The 24,973-nt window shown below is 34.7% G+C and carries 33 protein-coding genes; 13 read left to right on the top strand and 20 right to left on the bottom strand.

Annotation, left to right across the window (positions count from 1 at the left end; all coding sequences use genetic code 11):
• Positions 1–3: 3 nt before the first annotated feature.
• The 17 genes from ACFOWM_RS06175 to ACFOWM_RS06095 all read right to left on the bottom strand — a co-directional run bounded on the left by ACFOWM_RS06175 (position 4) and on the right by ACFOWM_RS06095 (position 9,662).
• Positions 4–342: a hypothetical protein gene (locus ACFOWM_RS06175; protein ID WP_379707873.1), complete on the bottom strand. Its 339-nt coding sequence runs from the start codon at positions 340–342 to the stop codon at positions 4–6.
• Positions 343–344: 2 nt separating this feature from the next.
• On the bottom strand, positions 345–557 hold the full coding sequence (locus tag ACFOWM_RS06170; RefSeq protein WP_379707871.1) for a hypothetical protein: 213 nt from the start codon (positions 555–557) through the stop codon (positions 345–347).
• Between the two features lie 22 nt (positions 558–579).
• Positions 580–933 carry a hypothetical protein gene (locus ACFOWM_RS06165; protein ID WP_379707869.1) on the bottom strand — a complete coding sequence of 118 codons (354 nt, stop codon included), beginning with the start codon at positions 931–933 and terminating at the stop codon, positions 580–582.
• A 276-nt stretch (positions 934–1,209) separates the two neighbouring features.
• Positions 1,210–1,503 carry a hypothetical protein gene (locus ACFOWM_RS06160; protein ID WP_379707868.1) on the bottom strand — a complete coding sequence of 98 codons (294 nt, stop codon included), beginning with the start codon at positions 1,501–1,503 and terminating at the stop codon, positions 1,210–1,212.
• Between the two features lie 21 nt (positions 1,504–1,524).
• Positions 1,525–1,770, bottom strand: a complete 246-nt coding sequence (locus ACFOWM_RS06155) for a hypothetical protein (RefSeq protein ID WP_379707866.1) — start codon at positions 1,768–1,770, stop codon at positions 1,525–1,527.
• 25 nt (positions 1,771–1,795) lie between these two features.
• Positions 1,796–2,263: a hypothetical protein gene (locus ACFOWM_RS06150; RefSeq protein ID WP_379707864.1), complete on the bottom strand. Its 468-nt coding sequence runs from the start codon at positions 2,261–2,263 to the stop codon at positions 1,796–1,798.
• A gap of 59 nt (positions 2,264–2,322) precedes the next feature.
• A complete protein-coding gene (locus ACFOWM_RS06145) occupies positions 2,323–2,841 on the bottom strand; it encodes a hypothetical protein (protein WP_379707862.1) in 519 nt (172 codons plus the stop codon).
• Between the two features lie 7 nt (positions 2,842–2,848).
• Positions 2,849–3,283 carry a hypothetical protein gene (locus tag ACFOWM_RS06140; RefSeq protein ID WP_379707860.1) on the bottom strand — a complete coding sequence of 145 codons (435 nt, stop codon included), beginning with the start codon at positions 3,281–3,283 and terminating at the stop codon, positions 2,849–2,851.
• 2 nt (positions 3,284–3,285) lie between these two features.
• Positions 3,286–3,714 (bottom strand): hypothetical protein, encoded by a 429-nt coding sequence (locus tag ACFOWM_RS06135; RefSeq protein ID WP_379707858.1) that lies wholly within the window; start codon positions 3,712–3,714, stop codon positions 3,286–3,288.
• Positions 3,715–3,725: 11 nt separating this feature from the next.
• Positions 3,726–4,367 carry a DUF3164 family protein gene (locus ACFOWM_RS06130; RefSeq protein ID WP_379707856.1) on the bottom strand — a complete coding sequence of 214 codons (642 nt, stop codon included), beginning with the start codon at positions 4,365–4,367 and terminating at the stop codon, positions 3,726–3,728.
• Positions 4,368–4,580: 213 nt separating this feature from the next.
• Positions 4,581–4,901, bottom strand: coding sequence for a hypothetical protein (locus ACFOWM_RS06125; protein WP_379707854.1), 321 nt, complete (start codon positions 4,899–4,901; stop codon positions 4,581–4,583).
• Complete coding sequence (locus tag ACFOWM_RS06120; protein ID WP_379707852.1) at positions 4,901–5,269, bottom strand: hypothetical protein; 369 nt, start codon at positions 5,267–5,269, stop codon at positions 4,901–4,903. The genes ACFOWM_RS06125 and ACFOWM_RS06120 overlap by 1 nt, the downstream gene beginning before the upstream one ends.
• Positions 5,223–5,972: a hypothetical protein gene (locus tag ACFOWM_RS06115; RefSeq protein ID WP_379707850.1), complete on the bottom strand. Its 750-nt coding sequence runs from the start codon at positions 5,970–5,972 to the stop codon at positions 5,223–5,225. The genes ACFOWM_RS06120 and ACFOWM_RS06115 overlap by 47 nt, the downstream gene beginning before the upstream one ends.
• The gene (locus ACFOWM_RS06110) at positions 5,965–6,873 is read right to left on the bottom strand and encodes an AAA family ATPase (RefSeq protein ID WP_379707848.1); all 909 of its coding nucleotides are present in this window, start codon (positions 6,871–6,873) and stop codon (positions 5,965–5,967) included. Before ACFOWM_RS06110 ends, ACFOWM_RS06115 begins: the two co-directional genes overlap by 8 nt.
• An 18-nt stretch (positions 6,874–6,891) precedes the next feature.
• Complete coding sequence (locus ACFOWM_RS06105) at positions 6,892–8,880, bottom strand: hypothetical protein (RefSeq protein WP_379707846.1); 1,989 nt, start codon at positions 8,878–8,880, stop codon at positions 6,892–6,894.
• A 233-nt stretch (positions 8,881–9,113) separates the two neighbouring features.
• A complete protein-coding gene (locus tag ACFOWM_RS06100) occupies positions 9,114–9,353 on the bottom strand; it encodes a hypothetical protein (protein ID WP_379707844.1) in 240 nt (79 codons plus the stop codon).
• Between the two features lie 18 nt (positions 9,354–9,371).
• Positions 9,372–9,662, bottom strand: coding sequence for a hypothetical protein (locus ACFOWM_RS06095; protein WP_379707842.1), 291 nt, complete (start codon positions 9,660–9,662; stop codon positions 9,372–9,374).
• An 88-nt stretch (positions 9,663–9,750) separates the two neighbouring features.
• Here ACFOWM_RS06095 and ACFOWM_RS06090 point away from each other — a divergent pair, with 88 nt between their 5' ends.
• Positions 9,751–10,263, top strand: a complete 513-nt coding sequence (locus tag ACFOWM_RS06090) for a helix-turn-helix domain-containing protein (protein WP_379707840.1) — start codon at positions 9,751–9,753, stop codon at positions 10,261–10,263.
• A 261-nt stretch (positions 10,264–10,524) separates the two neighbouring features.
• Positions 10,525–12,009, top strand: coding sequence for a TonB-dependent receptor (locus ACFOWM_RS06085; RefSeq protein ID WP_379708271.1), 1,485 nt, complete (start codon positions 10,525–10,527; stop codon positions 12,007–12,009).
• Between the two features lie 66 nt (positions 12,010–12,075).
• On the opposite strand, the gene gpmI is transcribed toward ACFOWM_RS06085, so the two are convergent.
• Positions 12,076–13,590 (bottom strand): 2,3-bisphosphoglycerate-independent phosphoglycerate mutase, encoded by a 1,515-nt coding sequence (gene gpmI, locus ACFOWM_RS06080; protein ID WP_379707838.1) that lies wholly within the window; start codon positions 13,588–13,590, stop codon positions 12,076–12,078.
• A 111-nt stretch (positions 13,591–13,701) separates the two neighbouring features.
• On the opposite strand from gpmI, the gene ACFOWM_RS06075 reads away from it, so the two are divergent.
• From ACFOWM_RS06075 to ACFOWM_RS06055, 5 genes are all read left to right on the top strand, one after another.
• Complete coding sequence (locus ACFOWM_RS06075; RefSeq protein ID WP_379707836.1) at positions 13,702–14,079, top strand: DUF4783 domain-containing protein; 378 nt, start codon at positions 13,702–13,704, stop codon at positions 14,077–14,079.
• A gap of 90 nt (positions 14,080–14,169) precedes the next feature.
• On the top strand, positions 14,170–15,021 hold the full coding sequence (gene nadC / locus ACFOWM_RS06070) for a carboxylating nicotinate-nucleotide diphosphorylase (RefSeq protein ID WP_379707834.1): 852 nt from the start codon (positions 14,170–14,172) through the stop codon (positions 15,019–15,021).
• A 59-nt stretch (positions 15,022–15,080) separates the two neighbouring features.
• Positions 15,081–15,422, top strand: a complete 342-nt coding sequence (locus ACFOWM_RS06065) for a translation initiation factor (protein ID WP_379707832.1) — start codon at positions 15,081–15,083, stop codon at positions 15,420–15,422.
• A gap of 3 nt (positions 15,423–15,425) precedes the next feature.
• On the top strand, positions 15,426–15,812 hold the full coding sequence (gene apaG / locus ACFOWM_RS06060; RefSeq protein ID WP_379707830.1) for a Co2+/Mg2+ efflux protein ApaG: 387 nt from the start codon (positions 15,426–15,428) through the stop codon (positions 15,810–15,812).
• Positions 15,813–15,912: 100 nt separating this feature from the next.
• A complete protein-coding gene (locus tag ACFOWM_RS06055) occupies positions 15,913–17,022 on the top strand; it encodes a fatty acid desaturase family protein (protein ID WP_379707828.1) in 1,110 nt (369 codons plus the stop codon).
• On the opposite strand, the gene gldB is transcribed toward ACFOWM_RS06055, so the two are convergent.
• Positions 17,023–18,033, bottom strand: a complete 1,011-nt coding sequence (gene gldB, locus ACFOWM_RS06050) for a gliding motility lipoprotein GldB (RefSeq protein WP_379707826.1) — start codon at positions 18,031–18,033, stop codon at positions 17,023–17,025.
• Between the two features lie 79 nt (positions 18,034–18,112).
• On the opposite strand from gldB, the gene ACFOWM_RS06045 reads away from it, so the two are divergent.
• From ACFOWM_RS06045 to rsgA, 6 genes are all read left to right on the top strand, one after another.
• Positions 18,113–19,795 carry an NAD+ synthase gene (locus ACFOWM_RS06045; protein ID WP_379707824.1) on the top strand — a complete coding sequence of 561 codons (1,683 nt, stop codon included), beginning with the start codon at positions 18,113–18,115 and terminating at the stop codon, positions 19,793–19,795.
• A 154-nt stretch (positions 19,796–19,949) separates the two neighbouring features.
• Positions 19,950–20,951 (top strand): AAA family ATPase, encoded by a 1,002-nt coding sequence (locus tag ACFOWM_RS06040; protein WP_449267376.1) that lies wholly within the window; start codon positions 19,950–19,952, stop codon positions 20,949–20,951.
• Between the two features lie 12 nt (positions 20,952–20,963).
• Entirely contained in the window at positions 20,964–21,905 is a 942-nt protein-coding gene (locus ACFOWM_RS06035) for a DUF58 domain-containing protein (RefSeq protein ID WP_379707822.1), read from the top strand.
• An 88-nt stretch (positions 21,906–21,993) separates the two neighbouring features.
• The gene (locus tag ACFOWM_RS06030; protein WP_379707820.1) at positions 21,994–22,836 is read left to right on the top strand and encodes a hypothetical protein; all 843 of its coding nucleotides are present in this window, start codon (positions 21,994–21,996) and stop codon (positions 22,834–22,836) included.
• Between the two features lie 2 nt (positions 22,837–22,838).
• On the top strand, positions 22,839–23,837 hold the full coding sequence (locus ACFOWM_RS06025) for a vWA domain-containing protein (RefSeq protein ID WP_379707818.1): 999 nt from the start codon (positions 22,839–22,841) through the stop codon (positions 23,835–23,837).
• 22 nt (positions 23,838–23,859) lie between these two features.
• Positions 23,860–24,783, top strand: coding sequence for a ribosome small subunit-dependent GTPase A (gene rsgA, locus ACFOWM_RS06020; protein ID WP_379707816.1), 924 nt, complete (start codon positions 23,860–23,862; stop codon positions 24,781–24,783).
• On the opposite strand, the gene ACFOWM_RS06015 is transcribed toward rsgA, so the two are convergent.
• Positions 24,780–24,968, bottom strand: coding sequence for a hypothetical protein (locus ACFOWM_RS06015; RefSeq protein WP_379707814.1), 189 nt, complete (start codon positions 24,966–24,968; stop codon positions 24,780–24,782). The two genes, rsgA and ACFOWM_RS06015, sit on opposite strands and share 4 nt — an antisense overlap.
• Positions 24,969–24,973 lie beyond the last annotated feature (5 nt).

Here is a 24,973-nt window from a genome sequence, read left to right as displayed (position 1 = left end):
ATTTTAGAATGGTAAATCTTGATTATGGTGTATATGTGTTAGGTTGGTACTTTTGTTAAACCAACAAATGCGCCTTATTAAGGAGTGGTTTCTTTTATAGTTTTTTTCTTGCCGCAACCAAAGTTTATACCAACTATGCATTTTTTTAATTTTCATTTTTGAGCGTTTTAGCTTTGCTGTTTTTCTTAAGTAGTTCAACCTGTTATGTATTTGAGTAGCCATTATTTTAAAAGCTTGTGCAACTTGTTGGAAAGCCACATTTAATAATTCAATGGCTTTTTTAAGCTCTTGAAACAATTGTTGTTTATCAAAACCGTTGGTATTTAAAGCTTGTGTATTCATAATTAAATGAGGGTTAAAATGTATTCAATCATTTTAAAAACGATTGTCATAAAAGCAATAATAAATGGAGCCATAAAAGCTGCAGTAGCCCATTCACGTAGGTTTTTATCTTTTGCTTTTTCCTTTATTGCTGATTTTGCTTCAAAAAACTTTATAGCATCTTCAACACTACCTTCAAAAATTGTTTCACCGATATTGTCTGATATTTTAATCATAGCTTTATTTTTTTGTGGTTGATTAATTTTTAATGTCTTCTGCGTACTGAAGAATATTAGCGACTATTTTAACTATGCCTTCATTTTTAAATGCTTCTATCTTATCAATAATTGCTTCAAAAATGTTATCACCATCAATTTTTACAAAAAGGCTTAAGTATTTTTTATTGGTAAAATTCACTCCAATTGTAAACTTTTTGCCTTGTCCTCTTTGATATTTGATTGTATAATCCACTGCTTCAACAGTAACATCTTTTGCTACTTTTTTATACGCTCTTAGAAAATGCCACAAAGCATTCATTACCTTATCCCATTTTTTTAAAAGTGGCAAAGGCATATTAAATTCAAGAGCATCTTTATCAGTAAATCTTGCCATTGTAATAATTTTTTGTGATTGATTATTTGTTGTGAGCTTTACTAAAAAATTATTCAGCATTAGTAGCTAACCAAGAGAGAATAAGTACAAATAGCCACATTGCTAAACAGAAAAATATTACTATTCCTATATAGTAAAATACTCCCAATACACCCATTACTTTATAGAAAAAAATACAATTCTTAATGATAATTTCTATTATAAAAATTATAAAAGTAGCTGCCATTATAAGCCATAATACAATCCTTGATAGTGTACGTTTCATTTCATTTTCGTTTAAAGTGATGATTTAATATTTTCAAATTCAACTGTAAACATTTTATACTTAAAGTTGCCTTCAACATCGAGCTTGTTAACTTCAACAGCGTAATGGTTAACCCATTTACACTCATATAATAAATTAGCTGAGTAGTTATTGCTACGTGGTATGTCGTTGATGCGACTTTTAAATTGTTCAATAAATGCATCGGCATAAGTTGCATAAGTATTTTGTGCCATTTGTTTTACCAGCATTGATACTTTAAGCTCTTGCGCCTGCCTGCTCAGTTTATGTTCGGTTACTTTCCACATGGTTGTTATTTTTTTAGATTATTACTTTTGATGTAAAGCCTTCCAATTACTTTTTAGCACTTGTAAATCATGCTCATCTACACCTTTATTTTTTAAAGAGTATAATGTTTGATTACCAATACCTGTAAGAAAAATCTCTCTTGTTAACGTATTTACTTTATCTAATTCAATCATACAAACAACAGCATTAACATAACCTTGTGTAAACCTGCACTGATTGTTTTTATTTAATTTTAGCTTGTTGGTAACTAGTTCGGTGCTTATCATAATTATGTAATTTTTGAAATGATAGTTATATTGATGAATGCTTTTCAATTCTATCAGGAGGGAATAAAGGCTTTTCGTTTTTGTAAAACTCTTTACGAGCAGCTTCAAACATATTGTTGGCTTTTTCTAATGCTTCATCGTTATTGCCATGTATTTTAACACACCACATATCAATTAGTGAACGAAGTGTAACATCATTATCATCATCTAAAACACCACCATTTGAAGTGCTTTCTTTTGTTTCAATAGGCATTATAAGTCTATCGTTAATGTTATTGTCATATTTGAGCAATTCAATATTTTTCACAGAGGCATCTATAATACTACCATCATTTAAAAAAATATTAGTGTGCAATTTTCGATAAACAACTTTGCCATTAATCCTAATAATAATTGATTTAGCTTCAACAGAACCACCCTCTAACCTGCCTTTGATTTTTTCACCGTATGAAATAATGTTAATTACTATTTTATCGTTTCCTGTAACATCCATAATGTTGTATTTGTGCATCAGTAAGTATTATTGATGCCGTTAATGTTGATTTTTTTAAACTACTTCCAAATGCCGTTTATAAACTTGTAATCTCTTCCTGAGCTTTCGGTATACTTTTCAAACAGCCTATTTTGCTCAACCCAATAAATACACTGGTAATACCTTAATTTTTTAAATAGGTTTTGAACGTCGCCGATATGAAACACCATTACATTAGTTTCAAGCTCTTCACCAGCTAGCAAGCCGCAATACTCTAGTGGCTTTTTGAAGTAACCACTCATGGTTGTTTTAGTACCAACGTTTAAAACTTCGCCAGCTACATTTATAGGAGTATTGTTAACTGGTAGTGGCTCATCATCTTCGCATATGATACCTAAGCCCATGTTACTGCTATATATTACTTTTTCCATTGGTGATTTGTATTTGAGGTAGTTTAATTTTTGAGCTACCAAGCTAAAAACCTTCAGCATATCGTTGTAACTAAGCTTTAATTCTTTCATTTCGGCAAGCCACTTATTTACAAGTACCTGGTCTTTTTTTGTTAGCTCGTTTAATGGTGTTAAAATGGTTGGTTGCATGTTTTATCTAGTTGTTCCACAATTCAGCATTGAGGTAAGTTTCAGCATATTTTTTTGCGATGCCATCGTTAATTGAACGTTCGTAATTGGCTATAAACATGAAGGCTTTGCTTTGCTCGTTTGGGCTCATTTTATTCCAAATTTTGAGTGCCTTTTTTTTGGAGCTGCGTACCTTTTCGTTGTACCTATTCCAAAACAAATCGAACGTTACAGGCTCAGGCGTTACTTCTTTTAAAATGCTGCCTTTCACTTTAGCACTGAAGGCTTTTAAATCAACCAAACTTCGTGGTAGTTTTTCTGCAAAGTATTTTAACTGCTCACTGTTCATATTAGCCTCACTTGTATCGTACTGCAGTAATACACCTTCAGCATTAAATACAAATGAAATAGAGCCATCAATTGAATCAGCCGACCACAAGTATTTTTTGTTACCAGTTACCATAATTAAAATGTTTTTTTACTGATGGCTGTTTGCCAATCTTCTTTAACTTTTTTTGCATTTTGAAGTAATAGCATTAGCTCCTTAGCATCATAATCGTTAAACCGCTTTTTTGAGCCATTTACGCCATACTTTTCAGCCCATGCAATTGCATTGCTAGGTGTGCGATACATTTGATGGAATTGGCTAATAATTGCCTTACGTAGGTTATCTTTTTCAACCTCAGCAGGCTCAGTTGGTTTTTTATAAAAACTACCAGCACTTTGGTTAAGGTGTTTCACTAATAGCTGCAGCTCATCATCTTCTAAATCTTGAAGGCTTTTGGTTCTATTTTGTGTAAAATCAAGCACCACCTCTTGTTTTGTTAAAGTGTTGCCTTGTGCTAGTGTTTTATTATAGGCTGCATAAAAAGCAGCGTAACGATTAAATGCCATTTAAATAGTATTTAAAGTGAGCTAAAGTTTAAATTGATGTGGCGGTATTCGCCTGTTTCAGTTTTTTCAAAAACCCGTATGTACTGCTTGGTTCTATCAATGCTCTGTGCCTTTTTGATGATTTCGCAGGCCTTTTGAAAATTTTGGTTTTTAATTTTATCTTGATAGCTGAGTATTTGAAAAACTTTGCCCGGGTCTATCATACCCTTTGTGTTGGCAAAAGCTTTGGTAACTAAGCCATTAATAAGTGCATTTGAATCGCTGCCGATACTGTTATTGATATAGGTTTTTAACTGCTCTAAAGCTTCAGACATTAAAGCATTGTCAAACTTTACAATTTCGTTTACCTCACGTTCAATTTTTAGGCTTCTATCGAAATTGAACCATGTGAAGTTGCCTTTTGATGGCTTGCGCTTTTTTTCTTTCAATTCAAACTCTTCTTTAATGAGTTTATCAACCTCAGCAAATGCATCGTTTAAAGTTTTGAAGGCACTAGCAATAGCACCTTCAGTAGCCAATGCAGCTTTATATACTTTAGCAGCTAACACTTCTTTTTGCTTATCAGCTTTAGGTACAAATTTTACAGGTACGTTATCGCCATCGGCATTGCACCAAATAGCATCTTTACTGTTGTGGAATTTTACTTTTTTCATTTTCTTATTTTAGTGATTATTAATGGGTGTTATGTTTAGTTTTTCAAAATGATGTTTTGATTTTTGCTCCAGTTCTACAACTAAATCCTTATCAGCATACATTAGCCAAAATTGCATAATGAGCTTATCAACACAGAGCTGGTGAAATTGTGTTGTGCTGGAATCGATAATACTTAGGAGCCAGTTGAATGATGTGTGTACCTCTTGCATAGTTTAGTTTTTTGAAAATGATTGATGAATGGTGTTACATATTTGTAGCATTTCATTTTTGAAATGTTCGCCAATAATGTCAGTGTATAAGAATAATAGCCTTAAAGCAAAGCATTGAGTAGCTGAAAGCTTGAGCTTATATTTTGGTTCAAAAAAGCAAATCTTTGGTTTTATAATGAACAGTATTTCATTAAGTGCAGCCATGTGAAGCTTATCAGCATCAGTATCATAATTCAAAGGGTCGCTTACCACTTTTTCAATCAAAGAATCTAAGGCAACAGTAGAATGAGCTGAAATAGTTAATTTTAATTTAGTTTGTTGCATTATTTGGTTTTTAAGTGTTTAACAAAATCATCGGCAAGCCTTAGTGAGTGAATAAACATTTCTTTACAAGGCATATAATTTCGGTATGGTACATTTGAGTTGTGCAGGTCTTCATCATGCTTTATATACTTTATCAAAAACCACTTCCAAAAACCAAGCTTTTCTTGAGTAAGTATTTTCATTTGGCTTATGTAATCATCTTTATAAATATGCTCAATAAACTTGCAGCCGTAATCGAAAAAAAACATTTGGTAAGCATCTGCCGTAATTTTTGTGTTATAACAAACCCTGCTAATGATATTTTTAAAACCCGATACATCTTTATGCGTTTGGCTCATTGGGCGTTGCTGTTGGTATTGCTTTTGCATTGGTTTTTGCTTTAGGTTTTTTGATTGTTTTTTTAGTTTTCTTAGTGCCAATTACACAGGTTACATCATCGTACTTATCGCCCCACCTATCACGTGCGCCAGCTTCATAAATGACATAGTTTTGTTTAGTGCCAAACCTGCTGCCAACAAAGGCTATAAAGTTTTTTACATAAACTTTTACATTGGCATCGTAAGCAATTTTACCAGCAACTGTGCCATCAGGCTTTTTACCAGTAGCATGGCTTATGAAAATGAAAATTTTACGTGCATTTTTAGCCCTGCCAAACATGAACTGGCGTTTTAGGAGCTTGTAATTTTTTAGTGTGAAGTCGCTATACTGTATACTATCAATAACCACTATTTTAGCTGAGAACCTACGGTTGAGTATTTCAACCAGCTCATCAAATTCGCAATGGTCAACCACACTAATTTTATTAAGGTCAACAGAGCTACGCTCTAAACCTTTTTTAAAACTTTTACCATGCCCTTCCTCATAGCCTAAGTATAACACATCGCCCAACACTTGCAGGTTGGCAACTAGCTCTAAGGTGAAGCTTGTTTTACCGTTGGAGCTATCGCCCCAAATACAGCAGCTAAAAGTATCTTCAATATCGCCAATGCTATCCTTCATGCGCTGGCTAATACCTTCTACACTGATAAATTCTTTATCAACTATTTGTTTGCCACTTAATATTTTAGCCATTGCGTTGTGCGATTTTGATTACTTCCATTTTTGCTCTACGTAGAGAATTGTTGCAACTCTTAGTTACCTTTTGTACATCAACACCTGCAGGTAAATTTGCTTTTAGTACGGTGGCTACCAATTGCAGGTAAAAGGCTTCTTTATCATCTTTACCCATTGGCACCACATGCTGGTATTTTTTACCAAATCGGCTAAAGAATTCGGTATAACCTACTTTTTTACAATTGCGACCACGTTCAATTTTCACCTTCAAGCCATCAGCACCTAAAGCATACCAAGCGCATGCACCTTCAGTAGCATTCCACAGGGCTTTAATTTCTAAAAAGGCATCATAGTTTAAATCGCCAAACTCATCGAGTATAATCATTGGCTGCTCCAATGTTTTTAGGTAGTACACTAAATTGTTTTTTACATCAATGTATTTACCCACGCTGTCTAAACCGAACGACTCAGCTATTGTGCGTACCAGTAACTGTTTCGTTTTTGTTTGAGAGCAGTCTTGATATACTGTATTTAAGTTTCGCTTTGCAAAATCCTTAGCTGTGTGTGTTTTACCCAAATCGGCATCATCACAGAAAACAGCGCACTGGCTATTTTCTTTACAAAACTTCATTTGTGCTGATATGGTTTGGTATACTGAGGTATTGGCAGTTTTCCAAACGATTTCGTTACCAATTGGCACTTCAAGCTCACGAGCTAGGCGTATCCATTCGCCTTTACTCAGTAAATTACCATCGAGCTTACCAGCTTTAATTTGGCTGTATACTGCGCTGTTAATGTTTAATGATTTAGCATGCTTACTATCTGAGCCGCTAAAATTTTGTTTACTGTTAATGATGGCTTCAACAACTTTTTGTTTTAGTTGAACATCAATGGTGTTGTTAGTGCTGTTGCTTTGCATTTTTTTTATTTTAAAAGGTTATAAATTATCTATTGCCATTGCTTGGTAATCGGTATTATCGTTTAACTCAATTTCTACAGGCTGCTCTTTTACGGTTTCAATAATTTGTACATCTTCAACATCAATTTTATTAATAGCATCGTTGTTGATAATGGCTAATTCGTTGAGCTGTTGCTTTTGGGCTTTTACTTTGGCATCAAATACAGCAATGTATTTGCGTTGGTGAGCCATCTTTATTTTGTCTTCTTCGGTTTGCTCGATACGTGCTTTCTGTGTTCGTAATTTTTTGTAGGCTGTACAAATCAATTCATCATTTTTATACACGTATACTTCATCAATAGAGCCATTAGCCTTTTCAAACCCATTTATGGTTAAATCCTTTCCATTTTCTAACTCAGCCCTTTGGTTTATATCATCTAAAACATACAGGCTATTAAATGCCCTTATTTCACCTCTGTTTATGCTCGATGGTGTTTTTTTACCTAAGTATTTTGCCACCTGCTGCCAGCGAATTGGTAATAGGTTTTCGTTTTGTTTTTGTTGCCACACTTGAAGCCTTGTTAAGCCTTTAAATTCTTTTTGGTTGAAGTGTAACTGGTTGTTCCACTCATCAATATTTGCTTTAGCGATGGCAATAACTTGTTCGGGTGTGTAGGCAGTCTTAATATCATCTTCAGTACGACTTTGGTTGGCTTCATCTTTAGCAAATGGTCGTGGTATCCAACCATCAACTTGTTTATCAACTGTATACCTTACCCGTCTAAATGCATTTTCAATACTTTTCTCTTGGGGGTTGGCACCTTGTGCAAAACGAACGTAAGGGAATAAAGCACCTTCTTTCAATATGCCTTCTTTAAGGCTGCTCATTAAATGCTGCTCAACCTCAACCTCAGCTGGTTGATTGTAGCCCCACTTTTCAAGATTGTGGTACATGTTGGTAAAGCAATCATATACAAGGGTTAAATCTTTATCAGTAGCATTGAATGAATGCGCAATAAAACACTCGCTGGCAACATCCATTGCTAAGTATGCTTTAACTCTAATGTTATTGATGGTTTTAAAAGGTAAATCCCTATCATCCATACTTATTAATGAGCCAGCAAAGTGTGGGCGTTCCAAGCTAACGTATGGGCGGTGAGTATCGTTGTAAGCAATTTTATCAGAGCTGCGTTTCTTTTGGGTAACCACTTTGTTTTCCCATGCTGATACGTAGCTGTAAACCGTTGATACACTTAGTTCTTTATATTGAGTATGGTCGTATACTTCACCAGTAACTCTATTAACAAGTGAAATTTTACCTTTTAAAAACTTAGTGTATATGGTGTGTACTTTTGTATAATTAGGCTTTTCATTCAACACATATATATCATTCAAAAGCTGCTCAGTATCATCAGTTACTTTTAGCCTGTGAGCATTGCCAAAATTTGGGTGTACAAAAAAGTTAAAATCATAATTAGTAGCAGCATACTCACGACTGCGTTTTATAAGCTTTGAGTAGCTGCTTGGAAATTTACCATCGAGCTGCTGTTGACCTTCGTATTGAATGTTGAAGCCATTAACCTTTTCCTTATCAATAATTTCAGTAATGTGGCTGTAGAAAGCTGGCGCATCCATACCAAAGGTTTTGCGAATATCTTTAATGTTGGTATGGTTGATTAAGAATGTAAGTATAGCCTCAGCTCTTGTGTATTGTAGTACTCTTTTTAACGTTAAACCTTTCTTAGTAAAAAACTGGTAAGCTTCTGTTTTATGTTTAATCATCGAAAGTATTGGTTGGCGTACCACCAATTCGTATGGGTTGCCAATACTTTCAACTATCTTATTTTTATGTTCATCAAGCAAAGCTTCATATCCAATGAGCATTTGCTTTTTATTGTCGGGATTCAATCGAATATCCCAATGTGCTGGCTTCTTTTTGCCATTCCATAGGTACCTTTCTGTTGTGATACCTAAGCTAGTAATTAGCTCCTTGTGCAGGTAAGGTTTATTATCAATTAATTGTACCATTTGTTTTAAAAGTTTACTTTTTAAAAAACCACCAAAGCTCATTTCAGGGCTTACAGTAACCAGCTGCTCTTTTTCAGATGGTGGTTTTAGCTAGCAACAGCATTTTTTTATAAAAAAACAGTGTGTTTTTATGGTTAAAATCCTTTGTAAGTGCCGTTGTTATTGACTTTTTAAAGTTTTCATCTACCGATTTTGTTGCATTTTTTAATGCTTTCGGTTGATTTTTTGAGCATTTATAAGAATGTTGAGCCTACTAATTCAGGTTCTTTTCGCTCTACTATCCATAATTCTCTTACATAACCATCCACTTCAATGCGCATTGGTTCAGCCTTTTTGGGTTGGCGCAGGCTGCCATCAGTATCCTCAGTAAGTGCAGTAAATGCATCATGGAATTCATCAAAAAACTCAGGTTCAATTTCATTTAGGTTGTCAGGGTGTGGTAATACTACCACCGCAAATTGTTTAAGTGCCATAGTTGTTGCTTTTAATAGTTATAAATCGAATGGTATTAACTCTTTTACTGCTTTCATTAGTAGTGTTTCGCCATGCTTCAATTCCATGTAGCAGGCAAAGACCTGGTCGTTTTTTCTTTCACCTGCAAGCACTTTATATACTAATGAAATATCACATTTCATAAGCTCAGCAGTTTTGTAAACAAGGCTTGTTTTGTGTGGGTCTTTTGAATTAAAAGAATCCCCACCTTCCTTTTTGTGGGTGTTATTTGCGAGCTGATTAGGGCTGTTTTTTACGCTATCAATAGTTTTATTTACAGTATTCTCCATTTATCATCTATTTTTATGTTCTTGTTTTTGTCCTCTCTTAGAAGACAAATATAGTATAAATAATTTGACACATCCAAATATTTTGACAATGGATAATATATTTTTTGGTAAAAATCTTAAGTATTTAAGAAAAAAGAAAGGGCTCACACAGTCCGAAATACTTAATGGTATTGGTTTTAAGCGAACAACATGGAATATGTATGAAAACCAAAAAAGTTTTCCAAAATTTGAAGATTTAATCAAAATATCTAAATATTTTGACGTTTCATTAAGTCAGTTAGTTGAATTTGACTTATTAGAAGGTGGGGATTTGCAAAAAAACAACTTTGCTAAAAACAGCAGAAAAGGTGGGGATTTGGGTGGGGATTTGGGTGGGGATGCTCAAAAAAAAGGCAACAATTGGAGCTTAAATGATAGCCAAACAATTTATAATACTAATTACAATAATTTATTAAAGGAAATTGAGCTGAAAGATAGTGTTATTGAGGCTTTGAGAGGACAGATAGCGGCTTTAAAAGACAGTAACGCAACGTTAAATTCTTTAATACGTGAGATGGGTAAAGATGATGATATTTCGCAAAAACGTTCAGCAGCAGGGTAAGGGCAACACTATCCCGTAAATGGCTTAAAATAGGGCATTTAAAAGGCTTTTAATGGTAATTAAACTGGCTTTATTTAATATAAATGGTACTCTATAGCACTTACTTTTGGGTTAACAGATTAAAAATGGGAGTGCAATGTTACTAAATGGTACTTAATTTTACGATTCGATTTAAAACAAAATCGGCTATTTTTTTATGAAAGTCAATACAGTAGGGCTTTTTATTAAAAAAGGGCTTTTTATAAATATGTACGGTTTGTTCTGTGCCTTATACATACTTTAAATTTTCAATACTCAAATAGTAGTAATGTGCCAAGGTACGATCGGTTACAAGATACTTTTACAACAGGTGCAAATAGAGGGTTGTTACGTTTTGCAGATTGGTATTATGGGCCGCAACAACGTTTGTTAACTGCTTATGAATTATCAGCACAAAAAATTGGTTTTTTCGATGAACTGAAAGTAAATATCAATTACCAAGATATTAAAGAAAGTCGCCAGCAAAGGGATTATAAGCGTTATGATCGTTTTGATAGTAGGATTGAAAAATTGAAAGTATTTGGTGCTACCATTAGTGCAAGAAAGTTAATGACGCAACATGAAGTGGTAGCTGGTGTTGATATGCAATTGAATGATGTAACATCAAAAGCTACTCGAACCAACTTGTTAACCAATGCCGTTGTGCCTTTAGATACAAGGTACCCCGATGGAAAAAATAGCATGAATTACATAGGGGTATTTGCACAGCATATTTATAAGTTTAAGGATACTCGTTTTGTGTTAAACGATGGTATTCGTTTACAATACGTACAACTGAAAAGTAATGTTGTAAATAATAGTTTTTTCAATTTACCTATTACCAATATTACACAAAATAATGTAGCTGTTACCGGTAACCTTGGCTTGGTATTTAACGCTACTAAAAGTACAACTATACGAACAGCATTATCTACTGCATTTAGAGCACCTAATATTGATGATTTAGCAAAAATTTTTGAATCGAGTAGTACTGCAAGGCAAGTTGTAATACCAAATGCCAATTTAAAACCAGAGTATACCTACAATGCTGAATTAAGTATTGCGCAACAATTTAATGGCGTACTAAAAATAGAAGCCACAGGTTTTTACACGTATTTTGATAATGGTATTATTAAAGCTCCTTTTCAATTAAACGGACAAGATAGTATTGTTTACAACGGTGTAAAGAGTCAAGTATTGGCTAGCCAAAATAGCAATAACGCCTATATTTACGGTGCTACATTTAATTTACAAGCAACCATCAACAATCATTTAAACGCTTATGCTGGCGTTTCATTTACAAAAGGCAGGTTTAAAATAGATGAAACAAAACAAACAACCATTTACGAAAAACAATCAAACGGAACGTATGCATTGGTAAAAAGAAATGTAGCAACAAAGCCGTTGGATCATATTCCTCCAACGTTTGGTAAAGCAGGCGTACAATTTGAAAATAAATTATTGAACACTGATTTGTTTGTATTGTTTAATGGCTGGAAGCGTTTAGACCAATACAACCCTGATGGAGAAGATAACGCAGTATATGCCACTAAAGATGGTTCGCCAGCTTGGTTTACTTTGAACCTTAAAAATACGATTACCATCAACAAATATTTACAAGCAACTATTTCAGTTGAAAATATTTTTGACAGGAATTACCGTTATTTCGCCTCAGGTTTTTCAGCCGCTGGCAGAAATTTTCAATTGGGTGTAAGGGCTCAGTTTTAAAAAAAGTAAATAATAGTAAAAAGCCGCTAGTAACATCTCTAGCGGCTTTTTTTTAATAACATTTCATTAAATTAATACGTTCCCTGTCATAGCTACAGGTATGGGTAAGTCTATCATTTTTAAAATGGTTGGGGCTACATCGCCTAACTTACCAGGTTTTACGGTGCCCCTCCAATGTTTATCAATTACAAAAAATGGTACAGGGTTTAGAGTGTGTGCAGTGTTAGGTGAACCATCTTCATTTATTTCATAATCAGCATTGCCGTGGTCGGCTAGTAAAAAAATACAGTAATCTTTTTCAAGCGCAGCAGTTACTACTTTTTCAACACAAACATCTACCGCTTCTACTGCTTTAATTACAGCTTCCCAAACGCCTGTATGGCCTACCATATCAGCATTTGCAAAGTTTAGACAAATAAAATCTGGCTCAAGTGAATTAATTTTTACTATGGCTGCTTCAGCTACTTCATGAGCACTCATTTCGGGTTGTAAATCGTAAGTTGCTACTTTGGGTGATGGTACCATTACCCTTGTTTCACCTTCAAAAGCTTGTTCACGGCCACCGCTAAAAAAGAAACTTACATGAGGATATTTTTCGGTTTCGGCAATGCGTAACTGTGTTTTACCAGCGGCTGCAATTACTTCACCTAAGGTTTGGTCAAGATTATCCTTATCATACATTACATATACATTTTTGTACGATGCATCATAGTTTGCCATGGTAGTATAATGCAATGGAATAGTGTGCATATTTTCAAGTGGTAAATCCATTTGTGTTAATACCTCGGTAATTTCTCTACAACGATCAGTTCTAAAATTGAAACATAAAACGGCATCTTCAGCTTTAATAGTAGTGTCACCAGCTTTACCATTAATAAGGGGCATTATAAATTCATCTGTAACATCAGCATCGTACGACTGTTGTATAGCGGCAAAAATATCATTTGTTACAGTGCCAGTGGCATGCACGAGGGCATCATAAGCAATGCGTACACGTTCCCAGCGCTTATCTCTATCCATAGCGTAATACCTACCTATAACAGTTGCAATGGTACCTGTTGTTTGGTTCAGGTGTTGTTGTAAATCTTCTAAAAATCCTAAACCACTTTTGGGGTCAGTATCTCTACCATCAGTAAAAGCATGAATGAATACGTTGTTGAAATTTTTACTTGCACACAATGAGGTAATTGCTTTAATATGTTCAATATGTGCATGTACACCACCATCACTTACCAAGCCCATTAAATGCAAGGTTTTGTTATTGGTTTGTGCATAGTTAATGCTATTGAGTAAGGCTTCATTTTTTTCGAATGTTTTTTGGCGAATGGCAACGTTAATTCTTTCTAAATCTTGATACACAATTCTACCTGCACCAAGGTTTAAATGACCAACTTCGCTGTTACCCATTTGTCCGTGTGGCAAACCAACATCTTCACCACAGGTAACCAAAGTGCTATTGGGGTAATTTTTATATAAGCTAGTTACAAAAGGCACTTGAGCGTTTTGAATGGCGTCACTGGCTTTATCTTTACCAAGGCCCCATCCATCCATAATAATTAAAATTGATTTTTTCTGTTGCATAAAACAAATTTAACTGATTGCATTTAATAGTGTAGTATTCCTTGTAATTTTACAATCTTTAATAATTATTGGCATACTTTTAGCCAATTGTAGGTATATAAATAAATTAAGATGAAAAATATTTTTACTTTAAACGCAATAGCAACAGTAATGGCTGCTTTTACCGTATTAACAGGTTTAAATGATGTAATAAGCGGTATTAAAGCTGGGAACGCTGCTACTATTGCCAAGTATTTTGATAATACGGTTGATATTACTTTACCCGGTAAAAATAATAGTTACAGTAAGGTACAAGGTGAGGCGGTTTTGAGAGATTTTTTTGCAAATAACACCGTTAAATCATTTAGTATTGTACACCAAGGCGAAAGTGGTGGGGCACAGTTTTGTATAGGTACTTTGGTTACTAGTAATGGTAGTTTTAGAACCACCATCAACCTCAAACAAAAGGCAGATAAACAAGTGTTGCAAGAAATTAAGTTTGAAAAGTAAACACATCAACTTTATAAAAGCTCCTTCACAGAAGGAGCTTTTTTTTGCATTTAACTTTTTTGAATATATGTGCCACTTAACTTTGTAAGCATGACATACAACGAAGCTTTACATCAATTAATAACAAATGCTTTAAAAGAAGATATTGGCGATGGTGATCATTCTACATTAGCTGCTATTGATGCCAATGCCAACGGAAAAGCCATATTAAAAGTTAAGCAAGAGGGTATTTTGGCAGGTGTAGATGTTGCTGAAGCTATTTTTAAACAAGTACAACCCAATGCTGTTTTTACTGCATTTAAAAAAGATGGTGATGCTATGCAAGTGGGTGATATTGCTTTTGAGGTATTAGCTAAAGTGCATACCATTTTACAATGTGAACGTTTGGTATTAAATACCATGCAACGTATGAGCGGCATAGCAACACTTACACATAAATATGTTGCTAAACTAGCTGGTTACAAAACCAAATTGTTAGATACTCGTAAAACTACGCCCAATTTTAGGCTGTTAGAAAAACAAGCTGTTCGTATTGGTGGTGGTACCAACCATCGTATTGGTTTGTACGATATGATAATGTTGAAAGATAACCATATTGACTATAGCGGTGGTATTGAAAACGCTATTAACAAGGCATTTGATTACGTTCAGCAAAATAAATTATCCCTTAAAATTGAGGTTGAAACCAGAAGTATTGATGATGTTAAAAAGGTTTTGGCCATAGGTAAGGTAGATAGAATTATGTTAGATAATTTTTCACCCGAACGTATTGTTGAAGCTGTACAATTAATAGATGGTAAATACGAAACAGAAGCAAGCGGTGGTATTAATTACGATAATATTACGGAGTACGCAGCCACTGGCGTTGATTATATTTCAAGTGGTGCAGTAATACACCAAGCCGTTAGTTTAGATTTAAGTTTAAAAGCAGTTATTATTTAGTTGCTTATCTTTTGTAAATACGCTACTATTTTATAAATTAGTTTATTGTTCAGCAAATCATGTCAAAAAAAAATCAATCATATACTGGCGTTGTTTATTCAACTGATCCTAACTTTTCATTTGAAACAAACGAAAGTACAGAGCAGGCCACATTGCCTCCTGCACAACAGAAACTTAAAATTAAGTTAGATAAAAAGCACCGTGGCGGTAAAATGGTTACCCTACTTGAAAATTTTATAGGCACAAAAGCTGACAAAGAAGCCATTGGTAAACAATTGAAAACAGCCTGTGGTACTGGTGGTTCCGTAAAAGATGATGAAATTTTAGTACAAGGCGATCATAGAGAAAAAATTTTGCAGTGGTTATTAAAAAATGGTTACAAGCAATCAAAAATAATTTAAGTGATGGTTAGCAAAATAACAGAAGGTGTTACGGTAAGTGTTGAAACTTTTTATCAGCCAGAGTATAGCAATCCTGCTAATAGCGAATATATGTTTGCTTACAGAGTAACCATGCAAAATCACAATGTTTTCCCAATAAAATTATTAAGCAGGCATTGGTTTATTTTTGATAGCAACGGCACCAAACGTGAAGTAGAAGGCGAAGGTGTTATAGGTTTAAAACCAGTTATTGATCCGCAAGACCGCTACCAGTATGTAAGCGGTTGTAACCTTAATTCAGATGCCGGTAAAATGCACGGCACTTACATCTTTGAAAACGTACACAACAAAAAAACTTTTACGGTGGCTATTCCTGCATTTGAAATGATTACTCCTTTTAAGCTTAACTAACGAATTGTTTTTTTACGTATCTTTAGTGCAAATACTAACAATCATTAGTAATTTATTTAATTTCAACTTTATAATTTAAAAACCATAGAGGTTATTTATTATGGCGAAACTCGTTTTTAACAACAAGGATAATGCTTTTTTTCAAAGTCTAAAAGCTAGTGTGGATGCCTATTTTATCGAAAATAAAATAGCAAAAACGGGTGATTGGCGTTTATTTTCAAAAACCATTATTTTATTAAGCAGTGTTATAGGTATCTATTTGGTGTTGATGTTAACCAACATCAGTGCATTACCTGCAATTTTACTATGTGTGCTTGGTGGTTTATTAATGGCTGGTATTGGCTTTAGTGTTATGCATGATGCTAACCATGGTAGTTACTCACCTAACAGCACGTTAAACGATTTTTTAGGTTTGTCTGCAAATTTCTTAGGAGCAAGCTCTTATTTCTGGAAACAAAAGCACAACATTATTCACCATACCTATACCAATGTTGATGGTATTGATGATGATATTGCTAAAAGCCCTATCATTCGCCAATGTGAAAGCCAAAAATGGGTGCCAGCTCATAAAGTGCAACACATTTATATGTCGTTTGCTTACTCATTATCAGTTATTTTTTGGGTGTTTATCATGGATTTTACAAAATACTTCAGCCGTAAAATTTATACAACAGAAGCTTGGAAACTCAACACTAAAAACCATATCATTTTTTGGGCCACCAAAATTTACTACATCACGGTGTTTATGGTAATTCCTATCATGGTTTGGGGTTGGGGCGCATGGATATTGGGTTACCTTGCTGCAAACATTTCTTTAGGTTTAACTTTATCATACGTATTTCAATTAGCCCACGTTGTTGAAAATACAGAGTTTGAGCATATCGCTCTTGATGAAACCAAACATTTAGAAAGTGCCTGGGCAGAGCATGAGTTAAAAACTACCTCAAATTTTGCGATGAACAATAAATTAATTTCATGGTTTGTTGGTGGGTTAAATTTTCAAGTAGAGCATCATCTTTTCCCAAAAATTAGTCACGTACATTACCCTGCAATCAGCAAAATTGTACAACAAAAATGTGCTGAGTTTAATATGCCATACAATTATTACCCAACCATGTTTTCAGCTTTAGCTTCGCATTTTAGGGTAATGAGAGATTTGGGTAAAGGCCCAGGTGTATTAAATGAAATGCAAATAAAAGCAGCTGCTTAATTAAGGTTTGTATTTGGTAGTTTGGTATAACTTTTCACAGTCCATACGCATTAGGCTATCAAGTTTTACTTCCGTATTATTTTGCATATACTTTTTTACAATTTGCCAACCAGCAAATGAACCAATATTGCCTGGTGCTTTTTCTCCAAGCTCAGCAGTTTTGGGGCCTTCTGATACGTAGTTTTTAATTAAATTATTATCGGCCGTTTGTAAAAAATTATTTTGGGTAAATAAATTCCAAATGACTGCTTCATGTTCGTAGCAATCTTTTAATTGTGCAACGGTGTAGCCAATAAGTTGGTGCTCGGGTGTTTCTGGTAAAAACTTATTGAGTAAATACAAGCGTTTACCTTTTTCAATCATTTGAATTAACAAGCGTTTGTCTTCATTTTTTTCAGGGTACATATCTAGTACAATATTCTTCATACAGTTTACCACAATATAATCTGGCGTAAAACGAGCAGTAATGTAATCAGGATAAATTTCTTGTACCATACCCGTTTTGTACATGGCAAAGTTGGCTCCCAAATGTGCATGCAATCCTACATAAAAAACATCTTCATCTAAAATGTCGCCGTAGCCATCAGCCGGTCCAATATAGGTGATGATTTTTGTAGGTATTTTGTATTGTGGGTAGTAATATTTTACAAACTGAAGTGCTTTTTTAATTTGTGCTTCGTAGGTTGAAAAATCGCTGAAAAGCTTTTGTGATGTATCATATACCGTTTTGTTGAACACAATAAACTGTTTTAAAAATAACGCCGTGGTATCGGCAGACCATTTAGGATCTAACCCTAAAATAGTACCCATAAAATTTTCACCGAACGATGGGTATTTTGCAATAAGGGCATCAACCTGTGGTATTATTTGGTTCGTATCAATGCTAAAAAAAGATTGTTCAAAACGCTGTGTAGTTAATGTTACTTTTACATTACTAACGTCGGGTATTTTATGTTGGTTGTTGCATGAAAATAACACAGCCAGTAATATCAAACTAATTATAAAACGCATACATTGAATATTTAACTTTACAAAACAAATAAAAACTTTTTCAACGTAAAGTTAATATTGAATTAACAGATTACTGAACATGAAAATATATTTAGCACAACAGAACTATCACATAGGTAATATTGAAGCCAATACACAAAAAATAATTGAGGCCATTTCAATAGCCAAAAAAGAGGGAGCCGATTTGGTATTATTCAGTGAACTTGCAGTGTGTGGCTATCCGCCAAGAGATTTTTTATATTTCAATGATTTTATTCAAAAATGCAACAAAGCCATTGAAAACATTGCTACACATGCTGATGGTATTGCTGTTTTAGTAGGTGCTCCTCATAAAAACGAAGCCTTTCAAGGAAAAGATTTATACAACGCAGCTTACTTTTTGGTTGATAAAAAAGTACAACAAATTATACATAAAACTTGTTTGCCTACTTATGATGTGTTTGATGAAGACCGTTATTTTGAACCAGCAACTACATGGAATATTGTGCACTATAAAGGCAAAAAACTAGCCGTTACTATTTGTGAAGATATTTGGAACTTAGGCGATAATCCACTGTACACAGTTTGTCCGATGGACCAGTTAATGGCGTTACAGCCAGATGTGATGCTGAATTTATCTGCATCACCGTTTGATTATACGCATGATGAAGACAGGCATGCCGCCGTAAAAGCCAATGTACTCAAATATAAAATCCCCCTTTTTTATTGCAATGGTGTTGGTAGCCAAACAGAAATTGTATTTGATGGTAACTCATTGGTGTTTGATAAGCATGCAAACCTATGTGGCAAACTAGCTTCATTTAAAGAAGATGCTCATGCTTTTGTATTGAATGATGATGGTACTATTGAAGGACAAGTGTTGCAACAAGCTACCAATGTACCCGATAAAGAATTAGTACCGGCTACTTTACAAGCAGCCTTAAATATGGAAGCCATTTACCAAGCATTGATACTCGGTATAAAAGATTATTTCGGTAAAATGGGTTTTAAAAAAGCAATAATAGGTAGTAGTGGTGGTATTGATAGTGCTGTAACATTAGCATTGGCTTGCGAAGCATTAGGTCCTGAAAATGTTACTGCCATTTTAATGCCTTCGCCGTACTCAACAGGTCATTCGGTTGATGATGCTACACAGCTGAGCAAAAATTTACAAAACGAATACCATGTAATGCCTATTGAAAATGTGTACGAATCTTTTTTACAAACACTATCACCCTTGTTTAAAGATTTACCCTTTAGCATTGCCGAAGAAAATATACAAAGTCGCAGCAGGGGTAACTTACTCATGGCTATTGCCAATAAGTTTGGGTATATTTTATTAAACACATCTAACAAAAGTGAATTAGCCACTGGTTACGGCACTTTGTATGGCGATATGGCTGGCGGTATTGGTGTGTTAGGCGATTGTTATAAAGTGCAGATATATGAATTGGCTGCTTACATTAATCGGCATAAAGAAGTTATTCCTAACAATATTATTACCAAGCCACCGAGTGCAGAGTTGCGACCAGGTCAAAAAGATAGCGATAGCTTACCTGAGTATGCGGTGTTAGATGCGGTGTTGTACCAATATATTGAATTACAGAAAGATCCTGCACAAATTAAAGCACTAGGTTTTGATGCAGCTTTAGTTGATAGGGTGTTAAAAATGGTGAACGTAAATGAATACAAACGTAACCAGTTTTGTCCCATAATAAGGGTATCGCCCAAAGCCTTTGGTGTTGGTAGGCGCATGCCCATTGTAGGAAAATATTTGAGTTGATGGTATGTTTGGTCACATTTTTGAATACAATCAAACCAATACAATTACTTGAACATAAAATATTAACAAACATTTTGTTGCAAAAATGTTGTAAGGCATTATTCTTATGAGCTTATACTGCAAATTTGCATCAGTTTAAATTTATACATAGCATATGTTACAAACCGCAGAAGATATTCGCCTGTTGAACGAAAAAATTAATCATGCAGCAGGTTTTGTGAGTCGTATCAACGATGAGTTGAGTAAAGTAATTGTAGGGCAACAAACCATGGTAGAGCGGCTCATGATTGGTATGTTAAGTAACGGACATGTATTGTTAGAAGGTGTGCCCGGCTTGGCGAAAACATTGGCTATAAAATCATTGTCACAAACCATACATGCCCAATTTAGTAGAATTCAATTTACGCCAGATTTATTGCCAGCTGATGTAATTGGTACTATGATTTACAACCAAAGCAAAAATGAATTTTATGTGCGTAAGGGTCCCATTTTTGCCAATTTTATTTTAGCAGATGAAATTAACAGAGCCCCGGCAAAAGTGCAAAGTGCTTTGCTAGAAGCCATGCAGGAGCGACAAGTAACCATTGGTGATGCCAGTTATAAATTACAAGAGCCTTTTTTAGTATTGGCAACGCAAAACCCTATTGAGCAAGAAGGTACTTATCCATTACCCGAAGCACAAGTGGATCGTTTTATGTTGAAAGTAGTGGTAGGGTATCCCTCAAAAACCGAAGAGCAATTAATTATTAGGCAAAATACACAAGGGTTGGTAGCACCTACCATCAATGCAGTAGCATCAGCATCAGAAATTATTGCGGCTAAAGAGTTGGTTCGTCAGGTATATGTTGATGAAAAAATTGAAAACTATATTTTAGATATTGTATTTGCTACACGTTTTCCGGAGAAATACAATTTGCAAAAATTAAAGCCACTCATTGGTTTTGGCGGTTCACCACGAGCAAGCATTAACCTTACATTGGCAGCAAAAGCCTATGCATTTTTAAATAAACGTGGTTATGTGGTGCCAGAAGATGTTCGTAATGTTTGTAAAGATATTCTACGCCATCGTATTGGCTTAACCTACGAAGCGGAAGCTGAAAATATCAATGTAGAGAATGTGATTGACGAAATTTTAAAAGCAGTAATGGTACCTTAATTATTTACAAAAATGAAATTCTTTACTTCAAAAAAAAATGCAGCAGCGGTGCCAAACACACCCATACAACAAGCATCTACCAATAATGATGCTACTGCTGCTATTTTAAAAAAAGTAAGAGAGCTCGAAATTAAAAGTAAAAAAATTACAACCCATTTATTTACTGGCGAATACCATTCAGCCTTTAAAGGCAAGGGTATGAGCTTTAGAGAAGTAAAAGAATACAGCGCTGGAGATGATGTAAGGTTTATTGATTGGAACGTAAGTGCTCGTTTTTCAACACCTTTTTCAAAAGTTTTTGAAGAAGAAAGAGAACTTACGTTGATGCTCATGGTAGATACGAGCACTAGCAATTTATTTGGAACCGTTGGCAAACGTAAAAAAGATTTAATTATTGAAATGGCGGCTATCATTGCATTTAGCGCTGTCAATAATAATGATAAAGTAGGTGTTATATTTTTTAGTGATAAAGTAGAACAATATATCCCTGCAAAAAAAGGAAGGGCACATGCCTTGTTTATAGTTCGTACTTTGCTTGGTATTCAACCTATATCAACTGGTACTGATATTGATGAAGCCATCAAGTATTTTAATAACACTACCCGTCAAAAAAGTATTGCATTTATTTTAAGTGATTTTTTGGCTACCGGCTACGAAAATGATTTGAAAGTAATTGGTAAAAAGCATGATGTAATTGGTTTAAAAGTGTACGATAAAATGGATATGCAATTACCCATGGCTGGCTTATTACCCTTGCAGGATAGTGAATCAGGTAAGCTCACGTGGGTAGATAGTGATAACGCAGCCGTTCGGTATCATTATCAACAACACTTTTTTGAGCAAACTGATATTTGCAAAACTTCGTTTAAAAAAGCTGGGGCCGATTTGTTGCACATACGAACCGATGATGATTACGTAAAAATTTTACAACAGTTTTTTGCTAAAAGAAAGTAATAAAAGTATGGGTCTAATCAATAAATATATAAAATTGATGTTGTTGTGCTGCATTTGTTTTATTGTCAAATGGGCTTCGGCACAAACCATGCAAACTGCTGTTGATAAAAAAGATATTTTGATAGGTGAACAAATTACCTACCAGTTCAGCATAAACTTACCTGATCAAACTTATAAGGTTGCATTCAATATACCTGATAGTTTATCACATTTTGATGTTGTTCAAAAAACGGCTGTTGATACTGTTGATAAAAATGGGCAATACCAATGGCAACAAAAAATTATTTTTACCAGTTTCGATTCTGGCTCGTGGACCTTTCCTCCATTGAGTTATAAAATAAATCACCTTAACACCGCATCGCAAGTATTGTATACTGATACTTTTAGGGTGAATGTAGGTTACATGCCACTTGATAAAAATGGTACCCCACGTGATATTAAATCAATTGTAGAGGTTGAATTTTTTGATTGGTTTTGGGTATATGTTGGTGCTGCTATATTGGTGGGTATGGTATTGCTTTTCTTTATTATACGATACATCATCAAACGTAAAAAAAATAAACCCGTATTATCAAATGCTTTATCAGCTTATGAAGAAGCTATGGAGGCGTTAGCGCAACTACAAAAAGCGAATGAAAACGCAAGTATATCTACCAAACAATACCATACATCATTAGCGACCATTTTTAAAAATTATTGTAGCAAAAAAAGTAAAGCTAATTTACAAAGTAGCACTACGGCTGAAGTGTTGCGTACCTTGCAAAACATGGCTTTGCAAGCAACCACCGCAGCACAAACGGCAGAAGCACTGCAAACAGGCGATGCAGTTAAGTTTGCTAAGTATCACCCGAGCTATACAGAAAACGAAGTAGCACTATCGTTTTTAAAAAATACCATCAACGAAATAGAACAATCATCTCTTAAACAATAACCTTGGTTTTCGATTATTTTCAAAATATCATTTTTGCACAACCTTATTTTTTTGCGTTGTTTTTATTGATACCAATACTTATTTTTTGGTACATAAAAAATAATAAGCAAACGGCAGCTATAAAAGTATCAACAACTTCGGCAAAGGGGTTAGGTTCTTTTAAAGCAAGTATGCGGCATACACCTTTTGTATTTCGTTTATTGGCCATAGCTTGTATTATAGTAGCATTGGCTAACCCACAAACCCGTAACGATGAACAGCATGCTGAAGGCGAAGGCATTGATATTATGTTATGTATTGATGTGAGTGGTAGTATGACCGCTCAAGACCTTACCCCTAACCGTTTAGAAGCTGCTAAAGCCGTAGCTATTGATTTTGTGAACAAACGTACTACAGATAGAATAGGTGTGGTAATTTTTGCTGGCGAAAGCTTTACCCAATGCCCCTTAACTACAGATCATAATGTGCTTATAGCCTCTATTCAAAACATTCACAATGGTTTATTAGAAGATGGTACAGCCATAGGTTCTGGCTTAAGCACCAGTATTGATCGGCTACGTAACAGTAAAACGGCCTCAAAAATTGTGGTGTTATTAACTGATGGTGAAAATAATGGCGGTTTAATTGACCCAAAAACAGCTAAAGAAATTGCCAAAGCTTTTGGTGTAAAAGTGTATACCATTGGTGTAGGTACTGATGGCCTAGCGCCACAGCCAGTGCAAACGCCTTTGGGTGTTCAAATGCAATCTGTAAAGGTTTCTATTGATGAAAAACTACTAACCCAAATTGCTACTGAAACAGGTGGACGGTATTTTAGGGCAAAAGATAATGAAGGGCTCAATGGCATTTACGCTACTATTGATGCCCTCGAAAAATCGAAAATTGAAATTACCACCACTACCCGTTTTACTGATAAATTTTTACCTTTTGCCATTGGAGCAGCCTTTTTTTTACTCATAGAAATTTTATTGCGTTACCTCGTTTTTAGAAAATTTCCATAGCATTTATTTATAACTTGCAACTATGCAGGCAACAGTGTACAGATCAACCGGTAGTTGGTATATTTTAAAAAACGATAAAGGCGAATTTTTAAATGCTCGTCTTAAAGGCAAATTAAAAATTAAAGGTATTACCTCTACCAATCCTATTGCGGTTGGTGATGTGGTGGAGTTAGATGAAGATGCTGAAGAAGATAGCTTTGTTATCTCAAAAATTTACGACCGTAAAAATTATATCAATCGGGTTTCACCACATAACAAAAACCTGCACCATATTGTAGCTTCAAATCTCGATCAATCATTACTCTTTGCCACTTTAAAAGACCCTAAAACCTCATTCGGTTTTATTGATCGTTTTTTAGTTACGTCAGAAGCATATAAAGTACCAGCCATCATCGTCTTTAATAAATGCGATTTGTATACAGACGATGAACAACAAAAATTTGAAGCTGCACAACAACGCTACGAAGCCATTGGTTATAAAATAATGAAAATGAGCATCCAACAAAAAATAGGAATCGATGCTGTAAAAAATTTATTAGCCAATAAAATTACGCTGCTCAGCGGCCACTCCGGTGTGGGCAAATCAACATTTATTAATGAAGTATTTCCTGAGTTATTACTACGTACACAAGAAGTAAGCGATTGGAGCGGAAAAGGCTTACACACCACCACCTTTGCTGAAATGTTCGATTTACCAACAGGCGGTAGTATTATTGATACGCCAGGTATACGTGAAATGGGTTTGGTTGATGTACCACAACATGAACTAGCGCAATATTTCCCTGAAATGAGGGCCGTTATGAACAACTGTAAATTCAACGACTGTGTGCATTATAACGAGCCGGGCTGCGCTGTTAAAGCGGCTGTAAATGATGGGGTTATTTCTGAAGAACGTTACACAAGTTACCTTACTATAAAAGATACCATTGAAGATAAACTGTATTAAAACTTTTTGCCACCTTTGTACTTCGATTTGCTAGCGGCTTTTAAAGCTTTAGGGTCGCCAGATGCTAGTTTTTCAGCACCTTGAGCACTGCCACTTGTAGGGCAACCATATTTTTCACTCTTTCTAAATAAAGAGCAACTGCTTATTAAAGTAATTACCGTAACAGCAAGTATAATTTTTTTCATAATTC

This window comes from Ferruginibacter yonginensis (assembly GCF_042651465.1).
GTDB lineage: Bacteria > Bacteroidota > Bacteroidia > Chitinophagales > Chitinophagaceae > Ferruginibacter > Ferruginibacter yonginensis.
The sequence above is the reverse complement of the archived record's forward strand: the minus strand, read 5'-3'. Positions and strand labels throughout refer to the sequence as shown.